Source organism: Adhaeribacter terreus, assembly GCF_042657365.1.
Classification (GTDB): domain Bacteria; phylum Bacteroidota; class Bacteroidia; order Cytophagales; family Hymenobacteraceae; genus Adhaeribacter_A; species Adhaeribacter_A terreus.
Window position 1 is genome coordinate 191,295 of sequence record NZ_JBHSKT010000003.1, and the last position, 24,382, is coordinate 215,676.

Sequence of the window (24,382 nt, forward strand, 5' to 3'; positions counted from 1 at the left end):
AAGATGAATTTTAAATTTGCTCATCGGTATTTTAATTACTTTTGTGCGTGAACTTTAAGAAAAAGGCATTTTTACTGGCGCTGGCAGCTTTCGGATTCTACCTTCCGGCAACTGCCCAGATCACCAACGACTCTACCGTGCAGCTTTACGGGCCGGAAACCACGCGCGTACTTTTTGAAAATAAGTTTTTCCGGGGCAATTATGAGGATATTCCGGTAGATACTTCGCTTACCAATTTTGCCAGCAGTTTTTACTGGTTTTCCGATACCACTTTTCAGCAAACATTAGGTAATTTCGGTCTGGCTACCAAACCGCTTTTATTTCAATTACCAACCAGAATAGGCGTGCGGCTGGGCCGGAATGAGTTCGATTATTACGCTTACAAACTCGAAAATTTAACCTATTTCGATACCCGTTCGCCTTACACCAAGCTTTATTATTTGCAAGGTTCTTTGGGCGAAGGACTTTTTGAGGGCGAATTCAGCCGTAATATTAAGCCTTGGTGGAGTGCCGGTATTGCTTACCACCGCGTAACTGCGAACAAGCAAATTGGCGCCGTGCAACGGAAAGATTCGCAGGTAGATCATAACGGTGTGAAGGTTTACACGCATTTGCAGACCACCAATAACCGCTATCATTTATTTGCCCATTACCTGCACACCAACCACGAATTTGTAGAAACAGGCGGTGTCCGGGTTACTGAAACCGATACAACCCGGGCGGTTTTTTTCAATTTTCCGAGCCAGAACGTAAACCTGACCCAGGCAACTGGCCGCGATATCCGGCATTCTTTTCATGTGGGGCAAACCTACGCTTTATTTGGAGAACATCTGAAGCTGTTCTATCATTTAGATGAACGCCGGCAAATGAACCGCTTCGATGATGCAGGGCTGGCCTTCGATTCTATAGGCGGCAACAACGTTCTTTTCTTTCATCCGAACAAAATAAATTATAGTGCCTACGAAACCCACGACCGCAGCATTTATTCGGAACTTGAAAATACGGCGGGTATTACGGGTAACCAGAAACACTATTACTACAAAGCTTACTTAAAGAACCGCAATGCCAAAGTAACCGGCCTAACCCGCGAAACGCAGCGTTTTAACCAGACGTTTATTGGCGGCGAAGCAGAAGGAAAAGTTACCGAACGCATTAAAGGCGCTTTTAAAGGGGAATATAAACTGACCGACGAATATTTTGCGCAAGGCGAACTGCGGTTCCTGTTTTTAGGCGCGCGCCAAACCCGCATGCAGTACGCGCCAACGCTTATGCAGCAAACGTATTTCGGTAATCACCACGACTGGCAAAACAATTTCGAGAACATTTCTGCCGACCGCACCGCCGTTTGGATTGAAGGGGAATTATGGAATAACTGGCTGCACCTGGAACTGGCTAATACTGCGCTGCGCAACTACGTGTTTTTTAACCAGCAACAGCAACCGGAACAGGTTTCTGCGTCGCAGCAATTTCAAACGGTAACGCTAAATCACAGACTGGCCATAGGCAAACTGCATTGGGATAACCTGGCCGTTTATACCAATATCAATAAAGGCGATAAAATCAGAATGCCGGAGTTAATTGCCAACAGCAAACTGTATTACCAGGGCTTTATTTTTAAACGCGCCTTATTCGGGCAGATCGGGGTAGAAACCACGTACCGCACCGGTTATTCCGCTGATGCTTACAGCCCGAGCCTGCAGCAGTTTTACCTGGAAGATGAAGTGAATTCGCCGCTTTATCCGAAAGTAGAAAGTTACCCGGTAATCGACGTTTTTCTGGCCGCCGACGTAAAATCGCTGAACGTTTTCCTGAAACTGGCCCACGCGAACGAAGGTCTTAACGGTGACGGTTATTTCACCACGCCATATTATCCGGGCATGCGCCGCAGCTTTATCTTCGGCGTTAAATGGATGTTCTTCGATTAAGCAAACATTCCTGATATTTCAAATTCTCAGATCCCCGGTTTTTCCCAGGAAAAGCCGGGGATTTTTCTTTCCGGAAAAGGGTAGGGTTTAGGGCTGAAAAACCCGAGCCTACATCTTTATGTAAGTGCGAAATAATGGAATTACCATTCGAAACGCTTAGCTTAGGTCCGTAATTAAAAAATCACGCTATCTCACAACTTCTCTACCATGAAAACATTTAAAGCATTCGTGTTCGCGTTCCTGATGCTGGGAATTTCTTCGGCTTATGCGCAACAGGTTCATCTGAAAGGCAAACGGGTTTATCTGAACGACCAGCCTTACGGTTTTTTGCATAAAAGTGGCTCGGTCTGGGGCAAGGATTACCTTTTTCAGAATACCAAAAACGAAGACATTGCTACCGCCAAAGCCATGCATATTGTAATGCCGAACGGTTATGATTATACCTATTACGAAGTAACGTTCAAAGCCACCGGGCAGAAAGCAGAAATGGACAACGATCCGGAATTTGAACGCAAACTGGCTTTTGACCTGGCTGGTTATAAAGTGCTGAAAAATGACCTTTTAAATGCAGAAGGTATTCAGAAATTCATGGAACGTTACCCAACCACTATTTCCAAACGCCTGATCTCCGGCAATAATTACAAATCGCAGGCAACCACCGAAAAATAGAACGGTAGCTGTTTTAAACGAAAAACTATTCCTAATTTTGATGCCTTATCCGGCGGGCTTTCCGTGGGGTAAGGCATTTTACTTTTTTGCCCCGAAACCCTACCGTTTTATGCCAGGTTATGAGTACCAAAACCATTCTCCGTTTAAAATTGCCTTCCGACCCGCGCTGGGTAAATATTGCCGAAAAGAACATTGCCGAAATTCTGATCGACCACGCGTATTGCGAACAGAAAGCGGCTTCTAACGGCATTTCCCTGATCGTAAAATATCCGGATAAAACGAAGCTGGTAGAAGAAATGACTGCGCTGGTTGCCGAAGAATGGAGCCATTTTGAGCGCGTATTGGAAGAACTCAAAAAACGCGGCTACGAACTAGGCCCCAACCGAAATGACGAATACGTTGTGGAACTGGTAAAGCACGTGCGGAAAGGCGATACGCGCGAACGGCAACTGATGGATAAGTTGCTGGTTAGCGCTTTAATTGAAGCCCGCAGCTGCGAACGTTTTAAACTGCTCTGGAAAAATATTCCAGATGAAGGTTTGCAGAAATTCTATTACGAACTCATGGTTTCTGAAGCCGGGCATTACACCAGCTTTGTGAAATTAGCCAAAGAATATATGCCTGCCGAAGTGGTTGAAGCCCGTTTCCAGGAGTTACTAAAAGCCGAAGCCGAAATTATTGCCAGACTGGAACCGCGCCCGGACCGGATGCATTAAAAACGGTAGGATTCTGGCCTTAAAAAGTCGAAAATAAGTATCCCGATTCCAAACTCTTGAACTGTAAAACCGAAAAAAAAGCCCTGAATAATTATTCAGGGCTTTTTTTTTGCAAAATAAATTTTTACGTTTTCAGCTTCTTCTTTTTTGCCGCCGGAAACAGAATGTTGTTCAATATTAAGCGGTAGCCCGGCGAATTCGGGTGCAGGTTCAGGTCAGTTGGTTCTTCGCCTACCATATGCTGGTAATCTTCCGGATCGTGGCCGCCATAAAAGGTCCAGGTGCCTTTCCCGAAAGTGCCGTGTAAATAACGAACTTCGTTCGCAGCCGCATTTTCGCCCATTATAATAGTTTCCGATTTTATGAGCGGCTTTTTAAACGCGGTAGTCTGCCCCATAAATCCCTTTATCGTTTTCACGTGGTCTTGCGTGAGCATGGTCGGGATCGGGTCGTATTTGGCGGAGAACGTGAAGAGTTGGAAATAATCGTTCTCTTCGGTCAGGTTGCGTTCGTAGGCCTGGTTATCGATGTTGGAAAATTCGACGTTATATGGGTCGCGCACCAGACTGAAATCTTTAAAAGCGTAGGTTTTGCTGTAATCCAGTTTTTTGTCAGCATTCGGGTCAGCACCGTCGCCATCGAACATTACTTCAGCAATATCCACGCCTTCTGCCGCCAGCGCAATATCGTAGGTATCGGTAGCAGAGCACATCGCAAACAGGAAACCGCCGCCGGCCGTAAATTCTTTCATTTTTTTTACCACCGCCAGCTTCAGCTGAGTTACTTTTTTAAACCCGAATTTTTTGGCAGTAGTTTCGGCTTCTTCCACTTGCTCAATGTACCACGGTGCGTTGCGGTAGCTGATGTAAAATTTGCCGTACTGGCCCGTAAAATCTTCGTGGTGCAGGTGGAGCCAGTCGTATTTCGGCAGATCACCCCGCATCACTTCATCATCAAAAACTATATCGTAAGGAATTTCGGCGTAAGTCAGCACCATGGTAACGGCATCGTCCCAGGGTTGTTTAGATTTAGGTGAATACACTGCAATTTTCGGCACTTTTTCAAGCTTCATTACATCCATGTTCGCATCGGGGTCGTTTATCTGGCCCAACACACTACCGTAAGTAGCATCCGAAATTACCTGGTAGCTTACATTGCGCACCACCAGCTCATTCTCAATTTTCGGGTCGTGTTTAAAAGCAAAACTTCCGCCGCGGTAATTAAGCAACCAGTCAACTTCAAGCTGGTGCTGCAAAACCCAGAACGCCACACCATACGCTTTTAAATGGTCTTTCTGGCTTTCGTCCATAGGCACAAGCACATAGGTGGCAAACCCGGCGCGGGAAACCAGCGAAAGCAAAAGCAAAACGAATAAAAATCTGATCTTCATGCGAAATTATGGTCTAAACAAATCTACGAAATTTGCCCATCTTTGTCGGGAAAAGGTAGTACATTTATTCTTTGGAAAACGCTATACTTTTAACGCTCAAAAGTGCTTCCGGCGTATATTGCATCGAACTTAACCAGGTTTTATGAATCTGTTAGAAAATATTAAAGAAGGTTTGCGCGCTATTCAGGGCAATTTGCTGCGAACTGTGCTCACGGCCCTCATTGTTGCCATCGGTATTATGTCGCTGGTTGGAATTCTTACGGCGGTAGATGGCATTAAGCATTCCATCGATCAGACTTTCTCTTCGCTCGGCGCCAATTCCTTCGATATTAAAGCCAAAGGTTACGGAAACCGGCGACATCAAGGCGGGGTTTCTGAGAAAGTTTACCCGCCTGTTTCGTACTTCCAGGCCCGGCAATACCAGCGTTATTACGGCGATAAAGCGCGCATCAGCATTTCCACCAATTTCACGGGGTCGGCCGTTGTAAAATACCAGAACATTAAAACCAACCCGAATTTTCAGGTGAAAGGCGGCGATGAATTTTACCTGGCCAACGAAAATTATAATTTAGAATTGGGCCGGCCATTCTCCACTTTTGAGCTCGAAAACGGTACCGATGTTTGTATTATTGGCGATGAACTGAAGAATACGCTTTTCAAAAATGCCAATCCGATCTCGAAACGCATTTCCTTTTTAGGTAAACATTTTAAAGTGATAGGCGTGCTCGAACGCAGCGGTTCCAGTATGGGGGGCCGCGGCAGCGACCGCTTGATCATGATTCCGCTGGAAACGGCCAATAATTTGCCCCACGACCGCGAACTGACCTACAACATAAAAACTTCCGTACCAAACGCCGAAAACCTGAATTACATGATGGGTGAAGCTACCGGCATTATGCGAAAAGTGCGGCAGGATAAACCTGGTACCGAAGATTCCTTTGAAATTACCCGTTCCGATTCCGTTTTAAAAAAGCTGGAATCGATTTCGGGCGGCATGAAAATGGGCGGTTTCCTGGTTGGGTTTATTACTTTGCTGGGCGCCTCTATCGGTTTAATGAATATTATGATGGTTTCGGTAACCGAACGCACGCGCGAAATTGGTATCCGGAAAGCGTTGGGTGCAACTGCTTTGCAGATACGGCAGCAATTTCTGATCGAAGCCATTGTAATTTGTTTGCTCGGCGGCATTATGGGCATTATTCTGGGGCTTCTAATGGGAAATATGGTGGCCGGATTTATTGGTCAGGGCGGTTTTATCGTTCCATGGCTCTGGGTAATGGTTGGCCTGATCATTTGTGTAAGCGTCGGGCTGATCTCCGGGTGGTATCCGGCTTTTAAAGCATCGAAACTTGACCCGATCGAATCGCTGCGCTACGAATAAAACGCTATGTTTTTTGGCCTGAAAAGTAAAGGAAGTACGTAAATTGCCGTAAACGCCGTAAACTTCATATTGCAAAGATGCAGCTGAATATTCAGGATTTTCTACAGAAACTTGCCGCGGAAACCGAGATCCTGCCACAGGCCCGCACGCAGGTGCAAGCTGAAATTGAAAAATACGAAGGCATGCGGCTGGTTTTAAGTAATACTGAACAGAATCAGGAATTTACCAGAAATCTGCTTACCGTGATGGATAATTATCTTGAAAGTCTGAAACTGGTCGCGCAGAAATTTCAACATCCGCAATTGGCTTTGGTAAAGCTCAACGATCATGATAATGCAGAAATTAACCACGCAGTTTTACACATCCTGAAAAAAATAAACCACAGAAACTAAAAAAGTCCGGCTTACCCAGCCGGACTTTATTGCCTTAAAACGCTACCATTTTCATGGTAAAAACTGCTTCTGATTTTAAAGCTGCTTCAATTTTGTAATAGCCGCTTCGCATATCTTTTTGGTACGGTCAAGGAGTTTCTGCACCAGTTCATTTTCCTCCGCGTTTTGCGCGTTTTGCTCAATGGTTGCCATGTTCATTTCCAGCTCTTTTATCCCGATCAGGAACATGCTCGATTTCAGGCGGTGGGCAATGGCTTTCACATTCGTCCAGTCATTTTCATTTATGGCTTCCTGCATTTTCTGCAAACTTTCGGGCGTAGCGCTAATGAACATGCCGATAATTTCGTCCATAAAAGTCTGGTTCCCGGCAGCCATTTCCTTCAGAAAAGTAAGGTCAATATTCACTTCTCCAATATTTTCAGAAGCAGTGGTATTTTCTTCCGTAAGATCCGGCTTGAAAACAATGCCCGGTTCCTGGTTCACCAGGTCGTAAATTTCGGAAAGAAGTTCGTTGGGTTTCAATGGTTTGGAAACGTAAGCGTTTGCGCCGGCCAGCATGCATTTTCCAATTTCCATTTTGGTAGCGTGCGCCGTAAAAGCAATGATCGGCACGTTACTTTTCGGGCCCATTTCATTGCGGATGTATTTGGTTGCTTCGTAACCGTCCATTTCCGGCATTTGCATATCCATCAGCACCACGTCGTAATCATTTTCTTTCAGCAGTTCTACCGCAATGCGGCCGTTGGCAGCAATATCCAATTCAAAGCCCCAATCGGTGATTACTTTACGGGCCAGTAACTGGTTTATTTCGTTGTCTTCGGCTAAAAGCACGCGTACCGGGCCAAGTTCTTTCGGATCAATTTCCAGTTCTTCTGCTGTTGCCTGTAAAGGTTGCGCTTCCGGGTTTTTGAAATTTATGCTGAAGGTAAACGTACTGCCTTCGCCTTGTTTGCTGCGCACGCTCAGTTTACCGCCCTGCATTTCTATCAGTTGTTTGGATATGGTTAAACCCAGGCCGGTGCCGCCGAATTTACGGGTAGTATCGCTGCTGGCTTGGGTAAAGCTCTCAAAAATGGATTGAAGTTTATCTTCGGGAATGCCGATGCCGGTATCCTGCACTTCAAATTCCAGCAGTATAGAATCAGCAGTTTCCTTAATATTTTCAGCTAAAATCCTGATCTGCCCGTTTTCGGTGAATTTTATTGCGTTGCCAATCAGATTGGTTAAAACCTGGCTGAAACGGACCGGATCGCCGCAAACCTGTTCCGGGATCTGCGGATCTACAATCACTTTCAGGCGGTTATTGCGCTCTCTGGCTTTGGGCGAAAGCAACTCTACCGTATCGTTTATCAGTTTCCGCAGGTCAAAATTAATCTCTTCCAGCATGATCTTGCCGGCTTCCATTTTCGAAAAATCGAGCAGATCGTTTATGATCACCAACAGGTGTTCGGAAGACGTATGGATGGCGTCTAAATAAGTGCGCTGTTCGTCCGTTAGTTCCGTTTTCTGCAGTACACTCGTCAACCCGATAATGCCGTTCATAGGCGTGCGGATCTCGTGGCTCATATTGGCAAAGAATTCTTCTTTTACTTTCACTGTTTCTTCTGCCAGCTCTTTCGCTTTTTTCAAGGTTTCTTCCGATTTCATCCGATCAGTTATGTCGAAAGAAAAGCTCATTAAACCGTTAAACTCGCCGCTGTTGGTGCGGATAGGCTGGAAAAGGGTTTCGAAATAGGAGCCATTTATCAGGTTCGTCGTTCTCGTTATCTGCCCGTTCATCGCTTTCCGCACTTCTTCCAGAAGTTTCGGGTTGTTGGCATACACATCAAACAGCGATTTCCCAATCACGTCGTGCGTTTTTCTACCTATCAGGCTCAGGCCTTTTCCCGCCGAAAATGTAAAATTACCGTCTTTATCTACTTTGGAAATTATGATCGGAATATTTTCAATAATGGTCTGAAGTTCGGCCTGCGTGTTTTGTAATTGCTTTAGCGCTTCTCTTTTTTCCAGTTCCGTTTTTTTAAGGCGAATGGCGCTGCGCAAACTCTGTGAAATTCCTTCCGGAGTAAGCTGGGTTTTGGAAATGTAATCGGCGGCGCCTAACTGAATAGCTTTGGTTGCAATGCGTTCGTCGCCATAGGAAGTAACCAGCAAAACGGGTACATCGGCATCTGTTTCCCGTATTTTTTGCAGTAATTCCAAACCATCCATATCCGGTAGTTTAAAATCGATGAAAATACAATCGAAGGATTTGGTTTTGATGTGCGCCAAACCAGCGTTTCCGGAATCAGCCACGGTGGTTTCTGCAGAAATGCCGGCAGTTTTTAACGAACGCTTTATGGTGAGCCGGTCAACATCATCGTCGTCGATAATAAGAATATGCAGTGTTTCAGGCATAAAGCTCGGAATAATTACGGAGTGGTAAATTCAGCCTGCACAAGAGGCCGGTTTTTTCTTCCGAAAGCATGGCGTTTTCGGAAGTGAGCAGAAGGTTAAAGCCGTTCGCAGAGTTTCCAGTAACTGTCTAAAGTAGCTACCGAAGCTATGAATTTTTCGAAGGAAAGCGGTTTCAGGATGTAGCCCGCCACGTTCAGGTTATATGCATTCAGTTTATCGCTGTCGTCGTTGCTGGTAGTCATTACAAAAACGCTCAGGTGTTTCAGGTTTTCATCTTTGCGCAATTCCTGTAAAAACTCAATGCCATTCATTTGCGGCATATTAATGTCCAGGATCACGATCTGCGGCACCGGTACAATTTTATTACGCAACATATCCAGGGCTTCCAGACCGTTGTGCGCAATAAAAAGCGGGTTGGTAATATTGTTCTTTTTAAAAGCCCGCTGCACGTTCATAATGTCCACTTCGTCGTCTTCCACGAGCAGGATATTTACCAGTTTTTCGTTCATATTTAAGTATTATGAAGGCGTTGTTCTAATTAAAATGCGGACGGAAATGCGTCAGGTATTTTACACCACTTTCGGCCAGATAACCGTAACGCGGAAACCGCTTTCTGTGTTTTCGGCGAAGATGCGGCCACCTGCAAAGGTTACGATTTTATTTGCAATTGCAAGTCCGGCGCCGGTTGTTTCCAGGGTATCTTTAGGCAGGGTGGTGTAAAACATGGTGAAAATTTTTGGCAGGTTCACTTCCACAACGCCGGGGCCGTTATCTTCCACCGCAATCCGGATATTTTCAGTTTCTTCTTCCAGCTTCACCAGAATCTGGGCCTGACTTTTATCGTTGAAAACCATAGCGTTTTGCAGCAATGCTTCCAGTACAAAGCTAAGTTTAGCGGTATATGTTTTTATAGCCGGAACGTTTCCCTGAATCTGAATGATGGCCTTGTTTTCTGCATTCAGAACGGGGATTAATTCTTTTACTTTTTCAGCAATATCCAACGCCGCAATTTCAAGATCGGAACGGGAAACGCGCGAATAATCGAGCAGCGCTCCGATCATTTTATCGAGCCGGGAAACGCGGTTTTTAAGAAGTCTGAAATTTTCTTCGCTGTCGCCGGGCAAATTGCCAGCCAGGTCTTCATCCAGCCAGCCGGCCAGGTTATGAACCGCGCGCACGGGTGCTTTCAGATCGTGCGAAACAATGTAGGCAAATTCTTCAAATTCGGCGTTCAGTTTCCGGAGGCGGCTTTCGCAATCTTCCACAGGTTTTAAAATTACGGGTGAAATGCTGGTTTAAATTTCGGCAGTAAGGCTATTTTTCGGCCAGGTAAAAATAAAAGAAGTAAACTCATTTTCTTTGGAACTGATCCAGATCTTTCCGCCTTTTTCATCGATAATTTTTTTCACTATGGCTAAACCAATTCCGGTGCTTTCTTTGGTGTCGCGGGCTTCCATGGTCTGAAAAATACCGAATATTTTCTGATGAAATTTTTCCGGAATTCCCGGGCCGTTATCTGTTACGGAAAATTCGTAAAAATCGCCGGTTTCGCGCACCAGAATTGCCACATGGGCCTGTGGTTTATTGTTGTATTTAATGGCGTTACTTATGAGGTTCGAAAAAACCTGTTGCAGAAATATTTTTTCGGTGGTAAGCACCGGGGCATTGTTGGGCAAAACTATTTCTACATTTTGGGGCGGCGCCAGCAGGTCTACAATTTCTTCCAGCAATTGCTTTACCGCAAATTTTTCCGGCTCTATCGTTTTTCGGTCTACTTTTGCATAAGCCAGAATGCCGTTTATCAGGTTTTCCATGCGTTGCACGCGGCCGCGCATCAGTTGCAGATTTTTCTGAATTTCGGGGTTCTTATCGGTTATATCTTCCGAGATCCATTCGGCTAAATTATTGATGGCGCGCAACGGGGCTTTCAGATCGTGGGAAACTACGTAGGCAAACTGATCGAGCTCCCGGTTCGCTTTGGTAATGTTGTTGAAATAAGATTGCAGCCTGACCGCCATGCGGTTTAATGATCTAGCCAAGCGGCTCATTTCATCTTTGCCCGGGTTTTCGATATGGCTGTTGAAATGGCCGAGGGAAATACTTTCGGCATGCTCGATCATGGCGTAAAGCCGTTTCCGGAAGGTGCTGGCCAGTACAACCGCCGTAATAACGCCAAGAGAAATAGCGCTGAGCGTGAGAATTATCGTAATAAATCTGGTATAAGTAAGCAACTTTTCCAGGGTGGTTACCTGTTGTTCTTTTATGGTTGTTTCGTAAGCGTCAAATTTGCGGAAATTATTACGGATCTGATCCATTAATCTTTTTCCGACACCGCCGTTTACCAGGTTTTTATCCAGGCTATCGAAGGCCGCCTGCTGCGATTTATCCTGGATGGCGCGGCGCTTGGCAGCAATTACTACTTCGGCAAAATCATTGATCCATTTCCCGCCAATTTCTTCGTTGTTGAGCATCAGGTTGATTTCCAACGGATCGTTCATGCCCAGTTTAATATCTTCAGCCTGTTTACGTATGGTTTTAACTCCCGTAGTATAAGGTTCCAGAAAGGCTTCGTTTTCGGTGAGTAAATAACCGCGAAAACCGGTTTCCATATCGCTCAGGCTTTTTTGCATGGCTTCCGATTTGCGGAGCAGTTCTGCCGAATGGATCACGCGTTCCATTTCGGCTTCGGTTTGGGCGGCCTGCCACAAAAACGTGGTGGTAACGATAGAAAAAAAGAGGAGAATAAAGCCAACGGCCAGGTAAATTTTGGTAATTAATTTCATGATAATCAGCTGACCAATGTTTCAAAGGTAGGCAGAAGGTTCAAGTTTTTCAAAAGTTTACTTCCTGCGCAGGTTTTCTGTTTCGGAATAATGAAAGTACCTTTGCAATTCTAAAACCAAGAATTTTTGTCCTATGGACCTTCGCTTATACGACCCCTTTATTAACATGACGTTCAGCGAGCATGCCTGCTTTTTGTGTGGCACGATTGTAAACGACGCTGAAAAAATTACTGTTTTCCCGGGCTGGCTGCAAAAACGCTATGATCTGGCCGGCAAAAACCTGATGTTGCTGGACCAAAGCACCGTTTCCTTCGGAGAAATGAAGATTCCCTGCTGCCCGAACTGCGAAAAAACGGTAGCAAATTCAGACGAAAAAGTGCAGGCCGCTACTGAAAAGGGATTGGCCGGGTTTCAGGAATTAGAAGAGAAAGCGTTGTTTTTGTGGCTTGCGAAGATCTTTTACGGCATATTGGTTGCGGAACTGAAAAGCGAACGTGCGCCACTGATAAAACCGGAGCACAGCGTAGGCGAAAACCCGAAAATGCTGCAGAAATTCCAGTCGTTCTTTATGTTGATGCAAGCATTGCGCGTACCCGTAGAATTCGATGATTTTACACCGGCTTCTATCTTTATAGTACCGCTGAAACAGGAAAGTAACGAACCTGAATTTAATTACCGCGACGACATTACGACCATGATGTTCAGCCTGCAGTTGGATAATGTGCTGATCGTGGCGAACCTTTTGGATAATGGTTTCCTGAGAAAAGCGCTGACGCCGGTTTGGCGCAAAATAGAAGGGCAGGAGCTTTACCCAATTCAGGCTGCTGAATTTGCCGCGCGTGTTTATTACGCCGCCTATTTGTTCAACCTGGTGCCAGATTATTTTGTGAGAGCGCAAAAGCCTGGCGATACCCAATTGATTTACGATACGCTGGTAGATGACATTACGGGCTCCATTTTTAACCCGTGGGAAAACGACGTGTATGCTACCGCGCTGGAAAAGTTCTGGATGCCGTGGCATATTACGCGCGAGCAAATTCTGCAAAATCCCGATTTCCCATTAAGCTTTTTACTCGATGAAAATGGCTGGTTCCGGAAGCTGGAAAGTTGGGAAATACCGGCTTAAGTTTTAAGGAAAAGTAATTGAATAAAAAGCTGCTTCCCGGTTTTAGGAAAGCAGCTTTTTTACTTTATAACGTTTAATTTTCTTACTGTTCAATTACAAAACTTGCTTCTACAGTGGAAGAAACGGTAATTTGTCCGCCGGCAATGGTTGGTCCACCTGCATCCATAGAAGCAGCTTCGCTCATTTTGTTCATCATTACACCACGATAAGGAACAGGAAAACCGCCGCCGGTATTTTCCGAAATGGCATATACGCGGCCGACTTTCGCACCTAATTGCGAAGTAAGTAAAACAGCTTTTTCTTTGGCTGCCTGCACGGCTAATTTGCGGGCTTCGTCGCGGTGTTTCTGCAATTGTGAAGACCGGAATTCGATGCCATCTACGCGGTTCGCGCCTGCTTTATAAATACCGGAAAGCAGCTCATCGAACTTATCGACTTTTTTAACCAAAACCGATACCGTTTTCTGGGCCGAATAAAAATCCGGGTTGGTCTGGCCGTATTCGCCACTGTTGTAGATCGGGTGCACATTCATAAAAGCGGTTTGCACATGTTTCGCTTCTACACCGTATTTTTTCAGATAATTCAGAATCGAAGCAACCTTTTCGTCGTTTTGTTTGCGGGCTTCTTCCAGCGTTTTTCCGCGCACATCCACGGCCAGGTTCAGCATTATTTCATCGGGCTGCACTTTTACTTCGCCGGTTCCAGACACAGAAACCAAAGGCGGAAGGGCAGCAGAATTTATAGGTTGCATTTGAGAGAAAGCAGTAAAACCGAAAAGGAGTAAGGCGGGAATAAGTGCGAAGCGTTTCATAATTCAGAGGTTAATTTTTCAGGAAATTTAATTCTAGTTTACAAACTTAATGCCTGAAATAATATTGCCCTGAAAAGGTAGCTTTTTTCATAAAAAAACCGGAATTGCCCAGCAATTCCGGTTCAGGATCTTTCGAAAGAGTGGAATTAATCTTCCAGTTCTTCTTCAATTTTTTTAGCTGCAAAAATTGATACTACTGCCAGGCCGGCTACAATTAAAATAAGCTGCGTAGTAGATAGTTTTTTGCTCGCTTTCATAAGCAGGTTGCCTGCATCGTTCATAAATTCCGGCAGTACATCGTGCTGGCCCTGAATAAGATACATGCCACCCTGAAACACTTTCGAAATATCTTCGGGCTCTATTTTAATGGCTTTCTGGATTCCTTTTTCCATAGTTTTATTCGGATTATTTTTGGTAGTTTAAGCTGCAAAATCAGCAGTTTGTATACGGTTCCGGGAATATCGCGTTGTACTAATTTTTAAGCGGTTTGCTGACCGCCGGCTTTTGTAACAGCTTCCGAGATCATGCCCAGAATTTTATCAGGACTGAACATCATGCTGGCCGGAAAACTTACGTTCACGTTATTGATCACTAACGTTTTATTGGCTTCGTCGAAATTATATTCTGCCGAAACGCCTTTCTCGGAAACTTTACCGGTGTTGCCCTCCAGGTTGATGCCGAAACCGGCGAGTTTGCTTTTTAAAGCGTTATAAACGTCCGGAGAAATGCCGGAATATTGCGCGCTGTTTGCCATAAATTTGGATGTAATTTTAGTTGAAATCTGGTTTATTAACGGAAGATGTTTCCGGAAGTTCAGGAAATATTAAAAACGCTATGCTTTAAGGTTAAAAAACTGTTTACAACGGAATATGATTGGCTAATTTCTGGCTGGCAAACTGGTAAGCGCAAACAGCTGCTAATCTTGCCGTGCGGTCGTCGATGTCGTATTTCGGGTTGAGTTCGTAAATGCCCAACGAAACAACTTTTTCGTTTTCCGCAGCATATCGCAGCATTTCAATAATTTCCGAAGGCATAAAACCTTCCGGAGCAGGAGCCGAAACGCCGGGGGCAAAAGCGGCCTGCAGCGCATCCAGATCCAGACTGAGAATGATCTCATCGCAACGTTCGGTTAAATATTGCAGCGCCTTTTTAAAGCCTTCTACCGCATTGCCGTTCCGCAAGTCATCGAACTTTACAATGTTAACTTTATGGTCTTCGGCAAACACAAAAAGTTCTTCTGCGTTGGCGTATTCCTGTATCCCAAATTCCACAAAATCCGGACCTTCTAATATGCCGGAATTCAGCGCCATGTAAAACGGTGAACCACTGGTAACGATGGGTTTATCCGGACGAAGATCGAGGTGCACATCGATGTTGATGCAGCCGGTTTTTTTGCCCGAATCCCTACCGTTTTTGTAAGCCTGCAAATGCGGAAAAACAAGGTCATGTCCGCCGCCAACCACAACGGTAAAATGGCTCTTTAAGCGGGCATCGGCAATGAAGGATGCAGCTTTCTGGTGTGTTTCTTCAATGGAATTTAAAGGTTGAAAATCGCCGCAATCGTGCAGGTATTTCTTTACATTAGCATTGCCTTTCAGCTTATCAAAATAAGTGCGGAATGCAGCCGGACCACCAGCAGCACCCGTTCTGCCGTTTACATTTTTTACTCCGGTATCGTCGGGCAGGCCAATTAAACTCCAGTGTTTTTCCATTGTTTTCAGGTTGAGATTAGTAGCTGCGAGTTACCAAAATTTTGGCAGAAAGCGAAAAGAAAAAAGCCGGCTTCCAAAATGATGGAGCCGGCTTTTTTTGAGTTTTTTAACTTGAAAGGTTAGCGTTTTTAGTTGTATATAATTTAAATTATTATTGAGAATACCCAACAACGAACAACGAAATTAGTGTTTCAGCATTTCCAGTTCCGTTTCTTCCACTTCCATCAAGCCGGCGGCGTTTAAACCAGTCAGGCGAACTTTCTTAGTTTCGTTTACTAAAATAGGATCGTATTTTACGGCTACACGGATGTAGTTTTCGGTGAAACCTTCCATGATGCCGTCGGTGATATCCGCTTCGAAAAGGATGTTGGTTTCCAGTCCGATGTGTTGCTCGTAGAAGAAGCGTTTTTTCTTTTCGGAAAGAATGCGCAGCATATCGGCGCGGCGGTTCCGTTCTTTTTGCGGCACCACGCCCGGCATGTTTTCCGCCAAGGTATTATCGCGTTCCGAATACGGGAAAACGTGCAGGTAGCTGATATTTAGTTCGTTCAGGAAATTGTAGGTTTCTACAAAATCTTCTTCCGTTTCGCCGGGAAAACCAACGATCACATCCACGCCGATGCAGCAGTGCGGCATCTTGTTTTTAATGCTGGCAACGCGATCGGTATAAACCTGGCGCAAATACCGGCGTCGCATCAGTTTCAGAATTTTATCGGACCCCGATTGCAGCGGAATGTGAAAATGTGGCATGAATTTCTTCGAATTGGCTACCAATGTAATGATTTCGTCGGTCAGCAAATTTGGCTCGATGGAAGAAATGCGGAAACGTTCAATACCTTCTACATTTTCCAGCGCCTGGGCCAGTTCGTAAAAAGATTCTACCCGGCCTTTATCTTCCTGAATACCAAAATCACCAAGATTTACACCCGTCAGCACAATTTCCTTTACGCCCGATTCCGCAATTTCATTTGCCGAACGCACCACGTTTTCAATGGTATCGGAACGGCTGTTGCCGCGCGCCTGCGGAATAGTGCAGAAAGTGCAACTGTAATCGCAGCCGTCCTGTACTTTAAGAAACGTACGTGTGCGGTCGCCGAAAGAGTAGGCGTTATGAAAGGTATTGGCCTGCGAAACCGGGCTGTGGAAGATCTGCGATTTGTCTTTTTTCTCGAATGTACCAAGCAGATCGACCAACTGGAATTTTTCGGCCGCACCCAACACCGCATCCACGCCCGGAATTTCGGAAATTTCCTGGGGCTTCAGCTGCGCGTAGCAACCTACTATGGCCACGTACGCATTAGGCGAATGTTTCAGGGCTTCCTTTACCACTTTCCGACATTTCTTATCGGCGTTGTCGGTAACGGAACAAGTATTGATTATATAGATATCGGCGGCGTCCTGAAACTCCACTTTTTCGAAACCGCGCTCGGTAAATTGGCGGCCAATAGTAGACGTTTCGGAGAAGTTCAGCTTGCAGCCGAGGGTATAAAAAGCAACTTTTTTACTCATAAGGCCGCAAAGTTACGGATTTTATGCTTGAATTGCTTAATTGTTAGGGAGTTGTTTTTAAAGCGGTTTGAGTTTTTATGTGCCAAACAGTAGCGTTTTTGATCACGATTTTATGGATTTTCAGGAAGGACAGGATTTATATTAAAAATCAAGGAATGTAAATCCGGGTTATCTCTAAAATCCTTAAAATCGTGATCAACCTACTTTCTCAGATAATCTTCAAAAGAAACCTGTAAATAAGACTTGGCGGTTTTTATGTCTTTTTCTGTGAACTCGCCTTTTTTCTGAACTACCTGTTTCGAAATATTATCATAACCGAAACTTCCTTTGTCGGTTATAAAGCCGAAACCATCATTGAAAACGTAGAAGGCAAAAGGTTTTTCAGCGGGATTAAAAATGTCTTTGCTCCATTTAAAATCCTGGTTCGGCAGATTGAGTTGGTTTAAAAGGGAATAGGCAAGGTCGGTTTGCGAAGCAATGGTAGAATCGGTGATACCGGTTTTAGCCAAAGCGCCACCAGTCAGAATGAGTGGGATGTGGAATTTGGCTTTGGAATCGTAATCTACATAATTCGGCAGCGTATGGCCGTGGTCGGCCACCAAAACTACGAGCGCATTTTGCCACCAGGTTTGTTGCTTTGCTTCCGAAATGAAATTGCCCACGGCTTTATCGGTGTAATGCATGGAATTCCGGAATTTGTTGCCTTCATCATCACCAAGGAATTTCGTTTTCATGGGCACATCGTACGGCTCGTGGCTGCTCAGTGTGAAAATGGTGGTAAAGAAAGGTTGCTTTTGCTTTTTTAGGTCTTCCGAAACTTTCTCGAATAGAACGTGGTCGTGCACGCCCCATTTAGAATTATAATCGCGGGCCGGAAAATCGGCTTTGCCGGTAATTTTATCGTAGCCGGCCATTAATATATAAGATTTCATGTTGGCAAATGCCAGTTCGCCGCCGTAATAATAACTGGTATTGTAACCCGCATTTTTCAGGGTATGGGCCAGGTGCGGGAGTTTTTCGGTTTTGCGCGGAATTTTAATAATGGAAGTAGTGGTTTGTACCGGGTAGCCGCTGAGCAAAGCGACCAGACCTTTTTCACTTCTGTCGCCACTGGCGTAGAAATTTCGGAATAAAATGCCTTCCTGCGCCAGTTTATCTAATTCCGGCGTTACGCCTTTTTCGCCACCGGCACAGCCGACCAAATTCGCGGTAAAGCTTTCCAGAATAATAAAAACGATGTTCGGCTTCTTCGTTTTAAGGATTGCTGGAGAAACTGTTTTGGGTTTTTGATACAATTCTGCTACCGTTTTCTGCGCTTCTTCGGGTTTAAAAAACTGGTAAGGATTGTGGCCGTCGTAACTTTTCTTGGTCAAGGAATAAAAAACGTTCCAGGGAACATTAATGGCCGAGTGGTTGGCAAAAGCTTTATCCGAAAAATAAACGTCGCTTTGGTTTACCGGAATTTGTTGCCAGCCGCCACGCAACGGTAAAACCAGGAAAATGAGCCAAAGAAATGAAACCAACGCTTTTTTGCCGGTACTTTTCTGACTTGTAAAACGCGGCTGGAAAAACCGGAAATACAAAAACAAACCCCCAGCGAGCTGCAAAGTAAAAAGCAGAAAAAGCAAAAAAAGCGGCGCGCCCGAAGAAGAAGCGATCATTTCGGTGGGCGTATTTAAATACTGAAGCGGCGTAGCATCGAGTTTGTAGCCCCAGATGCTATATAAATGGAGGTCTACGGTGGAAAGCAGCACAACAAAAAAAGTGCAGAGCACTACAAAGCCGTTTATCAGTTTCCGCGAAAACGCAGCCGGAATAACGGTAAGAAAAAGCAGCAAAAAAGGAAAGATGCATAAATAAGCCGCCATCGACATATCGAGCCGTAAGCCAAAGAAAAAGATCCTGGCAATTTCGGAAGCCGAAAGGGTAGCCGTTTTGGCCGCATGATAAAGCAGGAACAGGACTTTGCCTGAAAGAAAAAGCAAAAGCCAGTATAAAAACAGGAAAAACTGGTTCGATCGGTAACTTTTCACGCTGCAAAGATACTCTTTTGGCTTTCGAAATGCATTTCAGCTAAAAACTTAATATCCGGAGAAATAATTTCGAGTTTTGGAGCTTAAAATGATAGCTTTTTTGAAAAGTGCCTTCATTTTTAAAGGGTATTTGTAAGAATTTGATAAATAATTCCGAAAACACCCTTAAAATTTAAGGGGTATTTGTGAAAAAGATGATTTTATATTTATCTTTGCCTCATCATTAATCATCACTTAAAACCTTATGGCAGTATTACGATTTAAGGCGCTCGAAACAGTAAGCAACCGCAAGCCGCAGGAAGTAACACTTCCGTCGCAGAAGATCTCGGAATTTTATGGCAGAAACGTATTTGGCACCGAAGCCATGCGCGCTACGCTTGCTTCCGAATATTTTAAGAAACTGCAAAACGCTATTAAAAACGGCACCAAAGTAGAACATAACGTAGCCGATGCGGTAGCTTCTGCCATGCGTACCTGGGCTATGAGCAAAGGTGCAACCCACTACACGCACTGGTTTCAGCCGTTAACCGGCCAGACTGCCGAAAAACACGACTCTTTCTTCGATCTGGCTTCTGATGGCAGCGCGATCGAGCATTTAAAAGGTAGCGCTTTGGTACAGCAGGAGCCAGATGCTTCTTCTTTCCCGAGCGGTGGTATCCGGAATACGTTCGAAGCCCGCGGTTATTCTGCCTGGGACCCGACTTCACCGGCTTTTATCATTGAGAATGGCGGTACCCGCACGCTTTGTGTTCCTACTATTTTCGTTGCTTACACAGGCGAAGCCCTCGATTATAAAGCGCCGTTATTAAAAACCTTAGATCTGGTAGAAAATGCTGCGCTGGAAGTTTGCCAGTATTTCGATAAAAACGTTACCAAAGTAACCACTACCTTAGGCATTGAGCAGGAATACTTTTTAGTTGACCGCGCACTTTATGAAAGCCGCCCGGATTTGGTTATGACCGGTCGCACGCTTTTCGGCCACACTTCGGCCAAAGGCCAGCAGCTGGAAGACCATTATTTCGGTTCTATTCCGAGCCGCGTGCACGCGTTTATGGTTGAGTTTGAAGTGGAAGCCCTGAAACTGGGAATTCCTTTAAGAACCCGCCACAACGAAGTTGCTCCGAACCAGTTTGAATGCGCGCCGACTTTTGAAGATGCGAACTTAGCCGTAGACCATAACCAGCTTCTGATGGATATAATGGACAAAGTGGCGCAGAAGCATAACTTTAAAGTATTGCTGCATGAAAAACCATTTAAAGGTGTAAATGGCAGCGGCAAGCACAACAACTGGGCACTTTCTACCGATACCGGCGTTAATTTATTTGCACCAGGCCGTCGTCCGAAAGAAAACCTGCAGTTCCTGACTTTCTTTATTACTACCGTAAAAGCGGTTCACCGTTATGCTGACTTGTTGCGGGCTTCCATTGCCTCAGCTAGTAACGATCACCGTTTGGGTGCAAACGAAGCGCCGCCGGCCATCATGTCGGTTTTCGTAGGTTCTCAACTTTCAGAAGTTCTGGATGAACTGGAAGCCAATTCTACCATTTCCCTGGACAAAGGCGACAACATGTACATGAAACTGGGAATCGATAAGATCCCGGAAATTCTGTTGGATAATACTGACCGGAACCGTACTTCGCCGTTTGCTTTTACCGGAAATAAATTCGAATTCCGTGCGGTAGGTTCTTCGGCCAATTCTTCTTCTGCCATGACGGTGCTGAATACGATCGTTGCAGATCAGCTGATCGATTTCAAAAAACAAGTTGATACGCTGATAGATAAAGGCAAGAAAAAAGAAGTGGCCATTATTGACGTGCTGCGCCAATACATTCAGGAATCGAAAAATATTCGCTTTGAAGGCAACGGTTACTCGCAGGAATGGGAAGACGAAGCGATGAAACGCGGTTTATCGAACATCCGGACCACTCCAAAAGCGCTGGATGCTTTCGTAACCGAAGATTCAGAAGCATTATTCAAGCGCAACGGTATTTATTCAAAAGTTGAATTGCATGCCCGCCACGAGATTTTACTGGAAGATTACGTGAAAAAGATCCAGATTGAAAGCCGTGTAATGGGCGACTTAGCCATGAATCACGTAATTCCTACGGCGCTGAAATACCAGAACAAGCTGATCCAGAACGTGAAAGGTTTGCAGGAGCTTGGTTTAGGCAACGAATATTCAGAAACAACCCTGGATATGATCAAGAAAATTTCGAGGCACGTAACTACCATTAAAACCACGGTAGATGAAATGGTGGAACGTCGGAAAAAAGCTAACAAGTTGGAAGACCTGCGCGAAAAAGCTATTATGTACTGCGACGACATTGCTGCCTTATTCAAAGATATCCGTTACAGCGTAGATAAACTGGAACTGATGATAGACGACGAAGACTGGCCACTGGTAAAATACCGCGAAATGCTGTTCAGCCGTTAATTAAGTACGGTCGTAGGTTTGTAGTTCGAATGTTCGATTTGATATCCAAACGCTATGTTTTTTAGCTGAAAAAGTCGAACATACAAACTACGAAAATTCGAAAAATTCCTATAAAAAAGTCGGGCCGAAGAGAGATCTTCGGCCCGACTTTTTTATGCTCAAAGCATAGCATTTTTAAGCGGCGTTCTCTCTGGGAGCCGGGTTTTCCATTTCCGGTTTTTTAAATGTGAATTTTTCGCGGAGCGTATCGCCTAACTGGGTCAGATCGTTCATGCGGTCGGTAATACCAAAAGTATCCATAAGATCGCTCAGGGAATCTGACTGCAAAATTTTGTGGGCCATTTTAGAAAGAATAAGTGGCACCAGAATGGCGGCCAGACCGGTAGCAATGGCGCCGCGCAAGCCCATCCGCATTACAATTTTGGTGGCAATGCTTTTAATAATTTTATCGATCAGCAATTTGCGGCCACCGGCCATCGGTTTACCTTTTATGGTGTTCACCACTTCGTCTATATTGCCTTTTTTCAGTTCATTGCGCAGAATTTCCATAATAGATTCTTTAGCAATAAAAATAGCTTCACCTACCTGGTTCATTTTCAGGCCGGCCTTTTCTATAAACGGTTGAAATTGCTGGGTCGGAGTTTTTCGTAGTAAATGTATCATAGAGCAATAGAGATTTTTATCCGTATTCAATACCACTTAACGAGATATCAGCTGAAAAGGGTGCATTCCTTTTATAAATTATATCCAAAAACTCGTTTCAAACAGTGCAATCTTTTATTCCCGGCCAAATAAGCGTAATTTTGTAATACCTGCCTGAATAATAATCTGCGCCGGCGGGTTGTTTATAGCGAAACTACCTTGTATGAATAAAATATATTGTCCGAGTTTAACGGAATATCAACGCCGTCAAACCATAGAAGTAACCATCGGTGACCTGCCTATGGGTGGAGAAAATCCAATTCGGGTGCAATCTATGACTACCGTAGATACCATGGATACCATTGGTTCGGTAGAGCAGGTGATCCGGATGGTGGAAGCCGGTTGCGAATACGTGCGCATTACCGCGCCCAGCGTAGCCGAAGCCGAAAACCTACGGGAAATTAAAGCCGAACTCCGCAAACGCGGGTACAACGTTCCGCTTATTGCCGATATCCATTTCACGCCAAACGCTGCTGAACTTGCCGCGAAGATCGTAGAGAAAGTACGCATCAATCCGGGGAATTACGCCGATAAAAAGAAATTCAAAGTAATTGAATATACCGACGAAACCTACCAGGCCGAATTAGACCGCATCCGCGAACGTTTTGAGCCGCTGGTGAAGATCTGCAAGGAACACGGCACCGCCATGCGCATCGGCACGAATCACGGTTCGCTTTCTGATAGAATTCTGAGCCGCTACGGCGATACGCCTTTGGGTATGGTTGAAAGCGCGCTGGAATTTTTGCGCATCTGCGAAGACCTGAACTATTACAACATTGTGCTCAGCATGAAAGCCAGCAACACGCAGGTAATGGTGCAGGCGTACCGTTTATTAGTGCAGAAATTGGAAGAAGAAGGCCTGAAACCGTACCCGCTGCATTTGGGCGTAACCGAAGCCGGCGAGGCGGAAGACGGTCGCATTAAATCTGCCGTTGGCATTGGTACCTTGTTGGAAGACGGCTTAGGCGATACGGTTCGGGTTTCTTTAACGGAAGCGCCGGAATTGGAAGCACCGGTTGCCCGCACGCTGATCGACCGTTACACCAATCGCGCCGGCCACGAACCGATCAAATCAATTTGCAACGTTCCGATCGACCCGTTCCAGTATCATCGGCGGCATACGCACGAAGTACAAAATATGGGTGGAACGAACGTGCCGCGCGTAATTGCCGACTTGAGCCAGCTTACCGATATTCAATATGCCGACCTGAAATGCGTGGGTCATTTATATTCCATGCTGCTCGATAAATTTAACATGAACGATCTGGGGGCCGATTTTATTTATACCGGTTCCAATCCGATCTCATTCATGCTGCCGAACGGCCTGAAGGAAATCGTAGATTTTGAGGCCTGGGAAACTGCTGAAAACCGTGAAGACCGATACCCGCTGCTTTCCGCAAAACGATATCTTTCGGAGGTGAAAAAGTCGGAGGAAGTGAATTTTGTGCAGCTTAGCATTCATGACCTTACCGGAGAAATGATCGCGACGCTGAAAGCCGATAAAACAGCCGTTGCAGTTTTGCATACTTCCAATGCCCACGCCATGGCCGAACTTCGCAAAAGTTTCTTCCGGATGATGAACAATGCTTGTGAAATTCCGGTGATCATTCGCCGCGATTTTACCGAAATGCCTGATGAAACCACGCAGCTTTATGCTTCTACGGACGTTGGCGGATTGCTAATAGATGGCCTCGGCGATGGCGTACTGCTGGGAACTTCGGAAATGGCGCCCAAAACCAAAACCGAATGGCTTGACAGAATTGATAACCTGAACAAACTAAGCTTCGGCATTTTACAGGCGGCGCGCACGCGCATGAGCAAAACTGAGTACATTTCCTGCCCAAGCTGCGGCCGCACCTTATTCGATCTGCAGGAAACTACGGCAATGATCCGCAAACGCACCGACCATTTAAAAGGCGTGAAGATCGGTATTATGGGTTGTATTGTAAACGGTCCTGGCGAAATGGCTGATGCGGATTACGGTTATGTAGGCGTTGGAAAGGGCAAAATTGCACTTTACCGCGGACAGACGGTAATGAAAAAATCGGTGCCGGAAGAAAAAGCCGTAGATGAACTGATAAACCTGATCAAAGAAGACGGCAAATGGGTAGAGCCGGTAATTCTGGAAACTGAAAACGTTTAGAAAACGGTAGGGTTTTACCTTAAAAAAGTGCAGCTAAGAAAATGGCTGCACTTTTTTTGTCTGAACTTTAATTCTTGTGATTGGCGTGATTTACCGTAGGGAAAGGCTTGACCAGTCCGCATGCATTCCCGATCAAACATTTCTGATCGCACATGCAGAACATTCTACCTGCGGCTCAGGAAAAGAAAAACAAAAACGCTATGGTTTTAAAGCAAAAAAACTGAAGCAGTAATTTATCGCAATAACGTGCGGTCAGGTC

The 24,382-nt window shown here is 45.1% G+C and carries 20 protein-coding genes; 8 read left to right on the top strand and 12 right to left on the bottom strand.

What is annotated here, in order from left to right:
* Nucleotides 1-47 precede the first annotated feature (47 nt).
* The 3 genes from ACFPIB_RS06140 (at nucleotide 48) to ACFPIB_RS06150 (ending at nucleotide 3,310) form a co-directional block, all read left to right on the top strand.
* Nucleotides 48-1,925 (top strand): putative porin, encoded by a 1,878-nt coding sequence (locus ACFPIB_RS06140; protein WP_378016553.1) that lies wholly within the window; start codon nucleotides 48-50, stop codon nucleotides 1,923-1,925.
* Nucleotides 1,926-2,132: 207 nt separating this feature from the next.
* Nucleotides 2,133-2,594, top strand: coding sequence for a hypothetical protein (locus tag ACFPIB_RS06145; protein ID WP_378016554.1), 462 nt, complete (start codon nucleotides 2,133-2,135; stop codon nucleotides 2,592-2,594).
* Between the two features lie 119 nt (nucleotides 2,595-2,713).
* Complete coding sequence (locus ACFPIB_RS06150) at nucleotides 2,714-3,310, top strand: MiaE family protein (protein WP_378016555.1); 597 nt, start codon at nucleotides 2,714-2,716, stop codon at nucleotides 3,308-3,310.
* Nucleotides 3,311-3,434: 124 nt separating this feature from the next.
* Here the strand turns inward: ACFPIB_RS06150 and ACFPIB_RS06155 are convergent, their stop codons facing one another.
* The gene (locus ACFPIB_RS06155) at nucleotides 3,435-4,700 is read right to left on the bottom strand and encodes an asparagine synthetase B (RefSeq protein ID WP_378016556.1); all 1,266 of its coding nucleotides are present in this window, start codon (nucleotides 4,698-4,700) and stop codon (nucleotides 3,435-3,437) included.
* Nucleotides 4,701-4,842: 142 nt separating this feature from the next.
* Here ACFPIB_RS06155 and ACFPIB_RS06160 point away from each other — a divergent pair, with 142 nt between their 5' ends.
* Both ACFPIB_RS06160 and ACFPIB_RS06165 read left to right on the top strand, forming a co-directional pair.
* Nucleotides 4,843-6,081: an ABC transporter permease gene (locus tag ACFPIB_RS06160; protein WP_378016557.1), complete on the top strand. Its 1,239-nt coding sequence runs from the start codon at nucleotides 4,843-4,845 to the stop codon at nucleotides 6,079-6,081.
* 77 nt (nucleotides 6,082-6,158) lie between these two features.
* Nucleotides 6,159-6,473 (top strand): hypothetical protein, encoded by a 315-nt coding sequence (locus ACFPIB_RS06165; protein WP_378016558.1) that lies wholly within the window; start codon nucleotides 6,159-6,161, stop codon nucleotides 6,471-6,473.
* Nucleotides 6,474-6,548: 75 nt separating this feature from the next.
* On the opposite strand, the gene ACFPIB_RS06170 is transcribed toward ACFPIB_RS06165, so the two are convergent.
* The 4 genes from ACFPIB_RS06170 to ACFPIB_RS06185 form a co-directional block, all read right to left on the bottom strand.
* Nucleotides 6,549-8,870, bottom strand: coding sequence for a response regulator (locus tag ACFPIB_RS06170; RefSeq protein WP_378016559.1), 2,322 nt, complete (start codon nucleotides 8,868-8,870; stop codon nucleotides 6,549-6,551).
* Nucleotides 8,871-8,965: 95 nt separating this feature from the next.
* A complete protein-coding gene (locus ACFPIB_RS06175; RefSeq protein ID WP_378016560.1) occupies nucleotides 8,966-9,379 on the bottom strand; it encodes a response regulator in 414 nt (137 codons plus the stop codon).
* Between the two features lie 60 nt (nucleotides 9,380-9,439).
* On the bottom strand, nucleotides 9,440-10,135 hold the full coding sequence (locus tag ACFPIB_RS06180) for a sensor histidine kinase (protein WP_378016561.1): 696 nt from the start codon (nucleotides 10,133-10,135) through the stop codon (nucleotides 9,440-9,442).
* Nucleotides 10,136-10,165: 30 nt separating this feature from the next.
* Nucleotides 10,166-11,653, bottom strand: a complete 1,488-nt coding sequence (locus ACFPIB_RS06185; protein WP_378016562.1) for a sensor histidine kinase — start codon at nucleotides 11,651-11,653, stop codon at nucleotides 10,166-10,168.
* Between the two features lie 133 nt (nucleotides 11,654-11,786).
* On the opposite strand from ACFPIB_RS06185, the gene ACFPIB_RS06190 reads away from it, so the two are divergent.
* The gene (locus ACFPIB_RS06190) at nucleotides 11,787-12,779 is read left to right on the top strand and encodes a hypothetical protein (RefSeq protein ID WP_378016563.1); all 993 of its coding nucleotides are present in this window, start codon (nucleotides 11,787-11,789) and stop codon (nucleotides 12,777-12,779) included.
* A gap of 82 nt (nucleotides 12,780-12,861) precedes the next feature.
* Here the strand turns inward: ACFPIB_RS06190 and ACFPIB_RS06195 are convergent, their stop codons facing one another.
* From ACFPIB_RS06195 to ACFPIB_RS06220, 6 genes are all read right to left on the bottom strand, one after another.
* Nucleotides 12,862-13,590 (bottom strand): SIMPL domain-containing protein, encoded by a 729-nt coding sequence (locus ACFPIB_RS06195; protein ID WP_378016564.1) that lies wholly within the window; start codon nucleotides 13,588-13,590, stop codon nucleotides 12,862-12,864.
* 146 nt (nucleotides 13,591-13,736) lie between these two features.
* The gene (locus ACFPIB_RS06200) at nucleotides 13,737-13,982 is read right to left on the bottom strand and encodes a hypothetical protein (protein WP_378016565.1); all 246 of its coding nucleotides are present in this window, start codon (nucleotides 13,980-13,982) and stop codon (nucleotides 13,737-13,739) included.
* Nucleotides 13,983-14,068: 86 nt separating this feature from the next.
* Entirely contained in the window at nucleotides 14,069-14,344 is a 276-nt protein-coding gene (locus ACFPIB_RS06205) for a hypothetical protein (RefSeq protein WP_378016566.1), read from the bottom strand.
* Nucleotides 14,345-14,447: 103 nt separating this feature from the next.
* Nucleotides 14,448-15,302, bottom strand: a complete 855-nt coding sequence (locus ACFPIB_RS06210; protein ID WP_378016567.1) for a formimidoylglutamase — start codon at nucleotides 15,300-15,302, stop codon at nucleotides 14,448-14,450.
* 183 nt (nucleotides 15,303-15,485) lie between these two features.
* A complete protein-coding gene (mtaB, locus tag ACFPIB_RS06215) occupies nucleotides 15,486-16,811 on the bottom strand; it encodes a tRNA (N(6)-L-threonylcarbamoyladenosine(37)-C(2))-methylthiotransferase MtaB (protein ID WP_378016568.1) in 1,326 nt (441 codons plus the stop codon).
* 200 nt (nucleotides 16,812-17,011) lie between these two features.
* Nucleotides 17,012-18,844 (bottom strand): LTA synthase family protein, encoded by a 1,833-nt coding sequence (locus ACFPIB_RS06220; RefSeq protein ID WP_378016569.1) that lies wholly within the window; start codon nucleotides 18,842-18,844, stop codon nucleotides 17,012-17,014.
* Nucleotides 18,845-19,088: 244 nt separating this feature from the next.
* Between ACFPIB_RS06220 and ACFPIB_RS06225 the strand changes: the two genes are divergently transcribed.
* Complete coding sequence (locus ACFPIB_RS06225; protein ID WP_378016570.1) at nucleotides 19,089-21,278, top strand: glutamine synthetase III family protein; 2,190 nt, start codon at nucleotides 19,089-19,091, stop codon at nucleotides 21,276-21,278.
* A 174-nt stretch (nucleotides 21,279-21,452) separates the two neighbouring features.
* Here the strand turns inward: ACFPIB_RS06225 and ACFPIB_RS06230 are convergent, their stop codons facing one another.
* Nucleotides 21,453-21,941 carry a hypothetical protein gene (locus ACFPIB_RS06230; RefSeq protein ID WP_378016571.1) on the bottom strand — a complete coding sequence of 163 codons (489 nt, stop codon included), beginning with the start codon at nucleotides 21,939-21,941 and terminating at the stop codon, nucleotides 21,453-21,455.
* Between the two features lie 202 nt (nucleotides 21,942-22,143).
* Here ACFPIB_RS06230 and ispG point away from each other — a divergent pair, with 202 nt between their 5' ends.
* Nucleotides 22,144-24,123, top strand: a complete 1,980-nt coding sequence (ispG, locus tag ACFPIB_RS06235) for a (E)-4-hydroxy-3-methylbut-2-enyl-diphosphate synthase (protein WP_378016572.1) — start codon at nucleotides 22,144-22,146, stop codon at nucleotides 24,121-24,123.
* The last annotated feature ends 259 nt before the right edge of the window (nucleotides 24,124-24,382 follow it).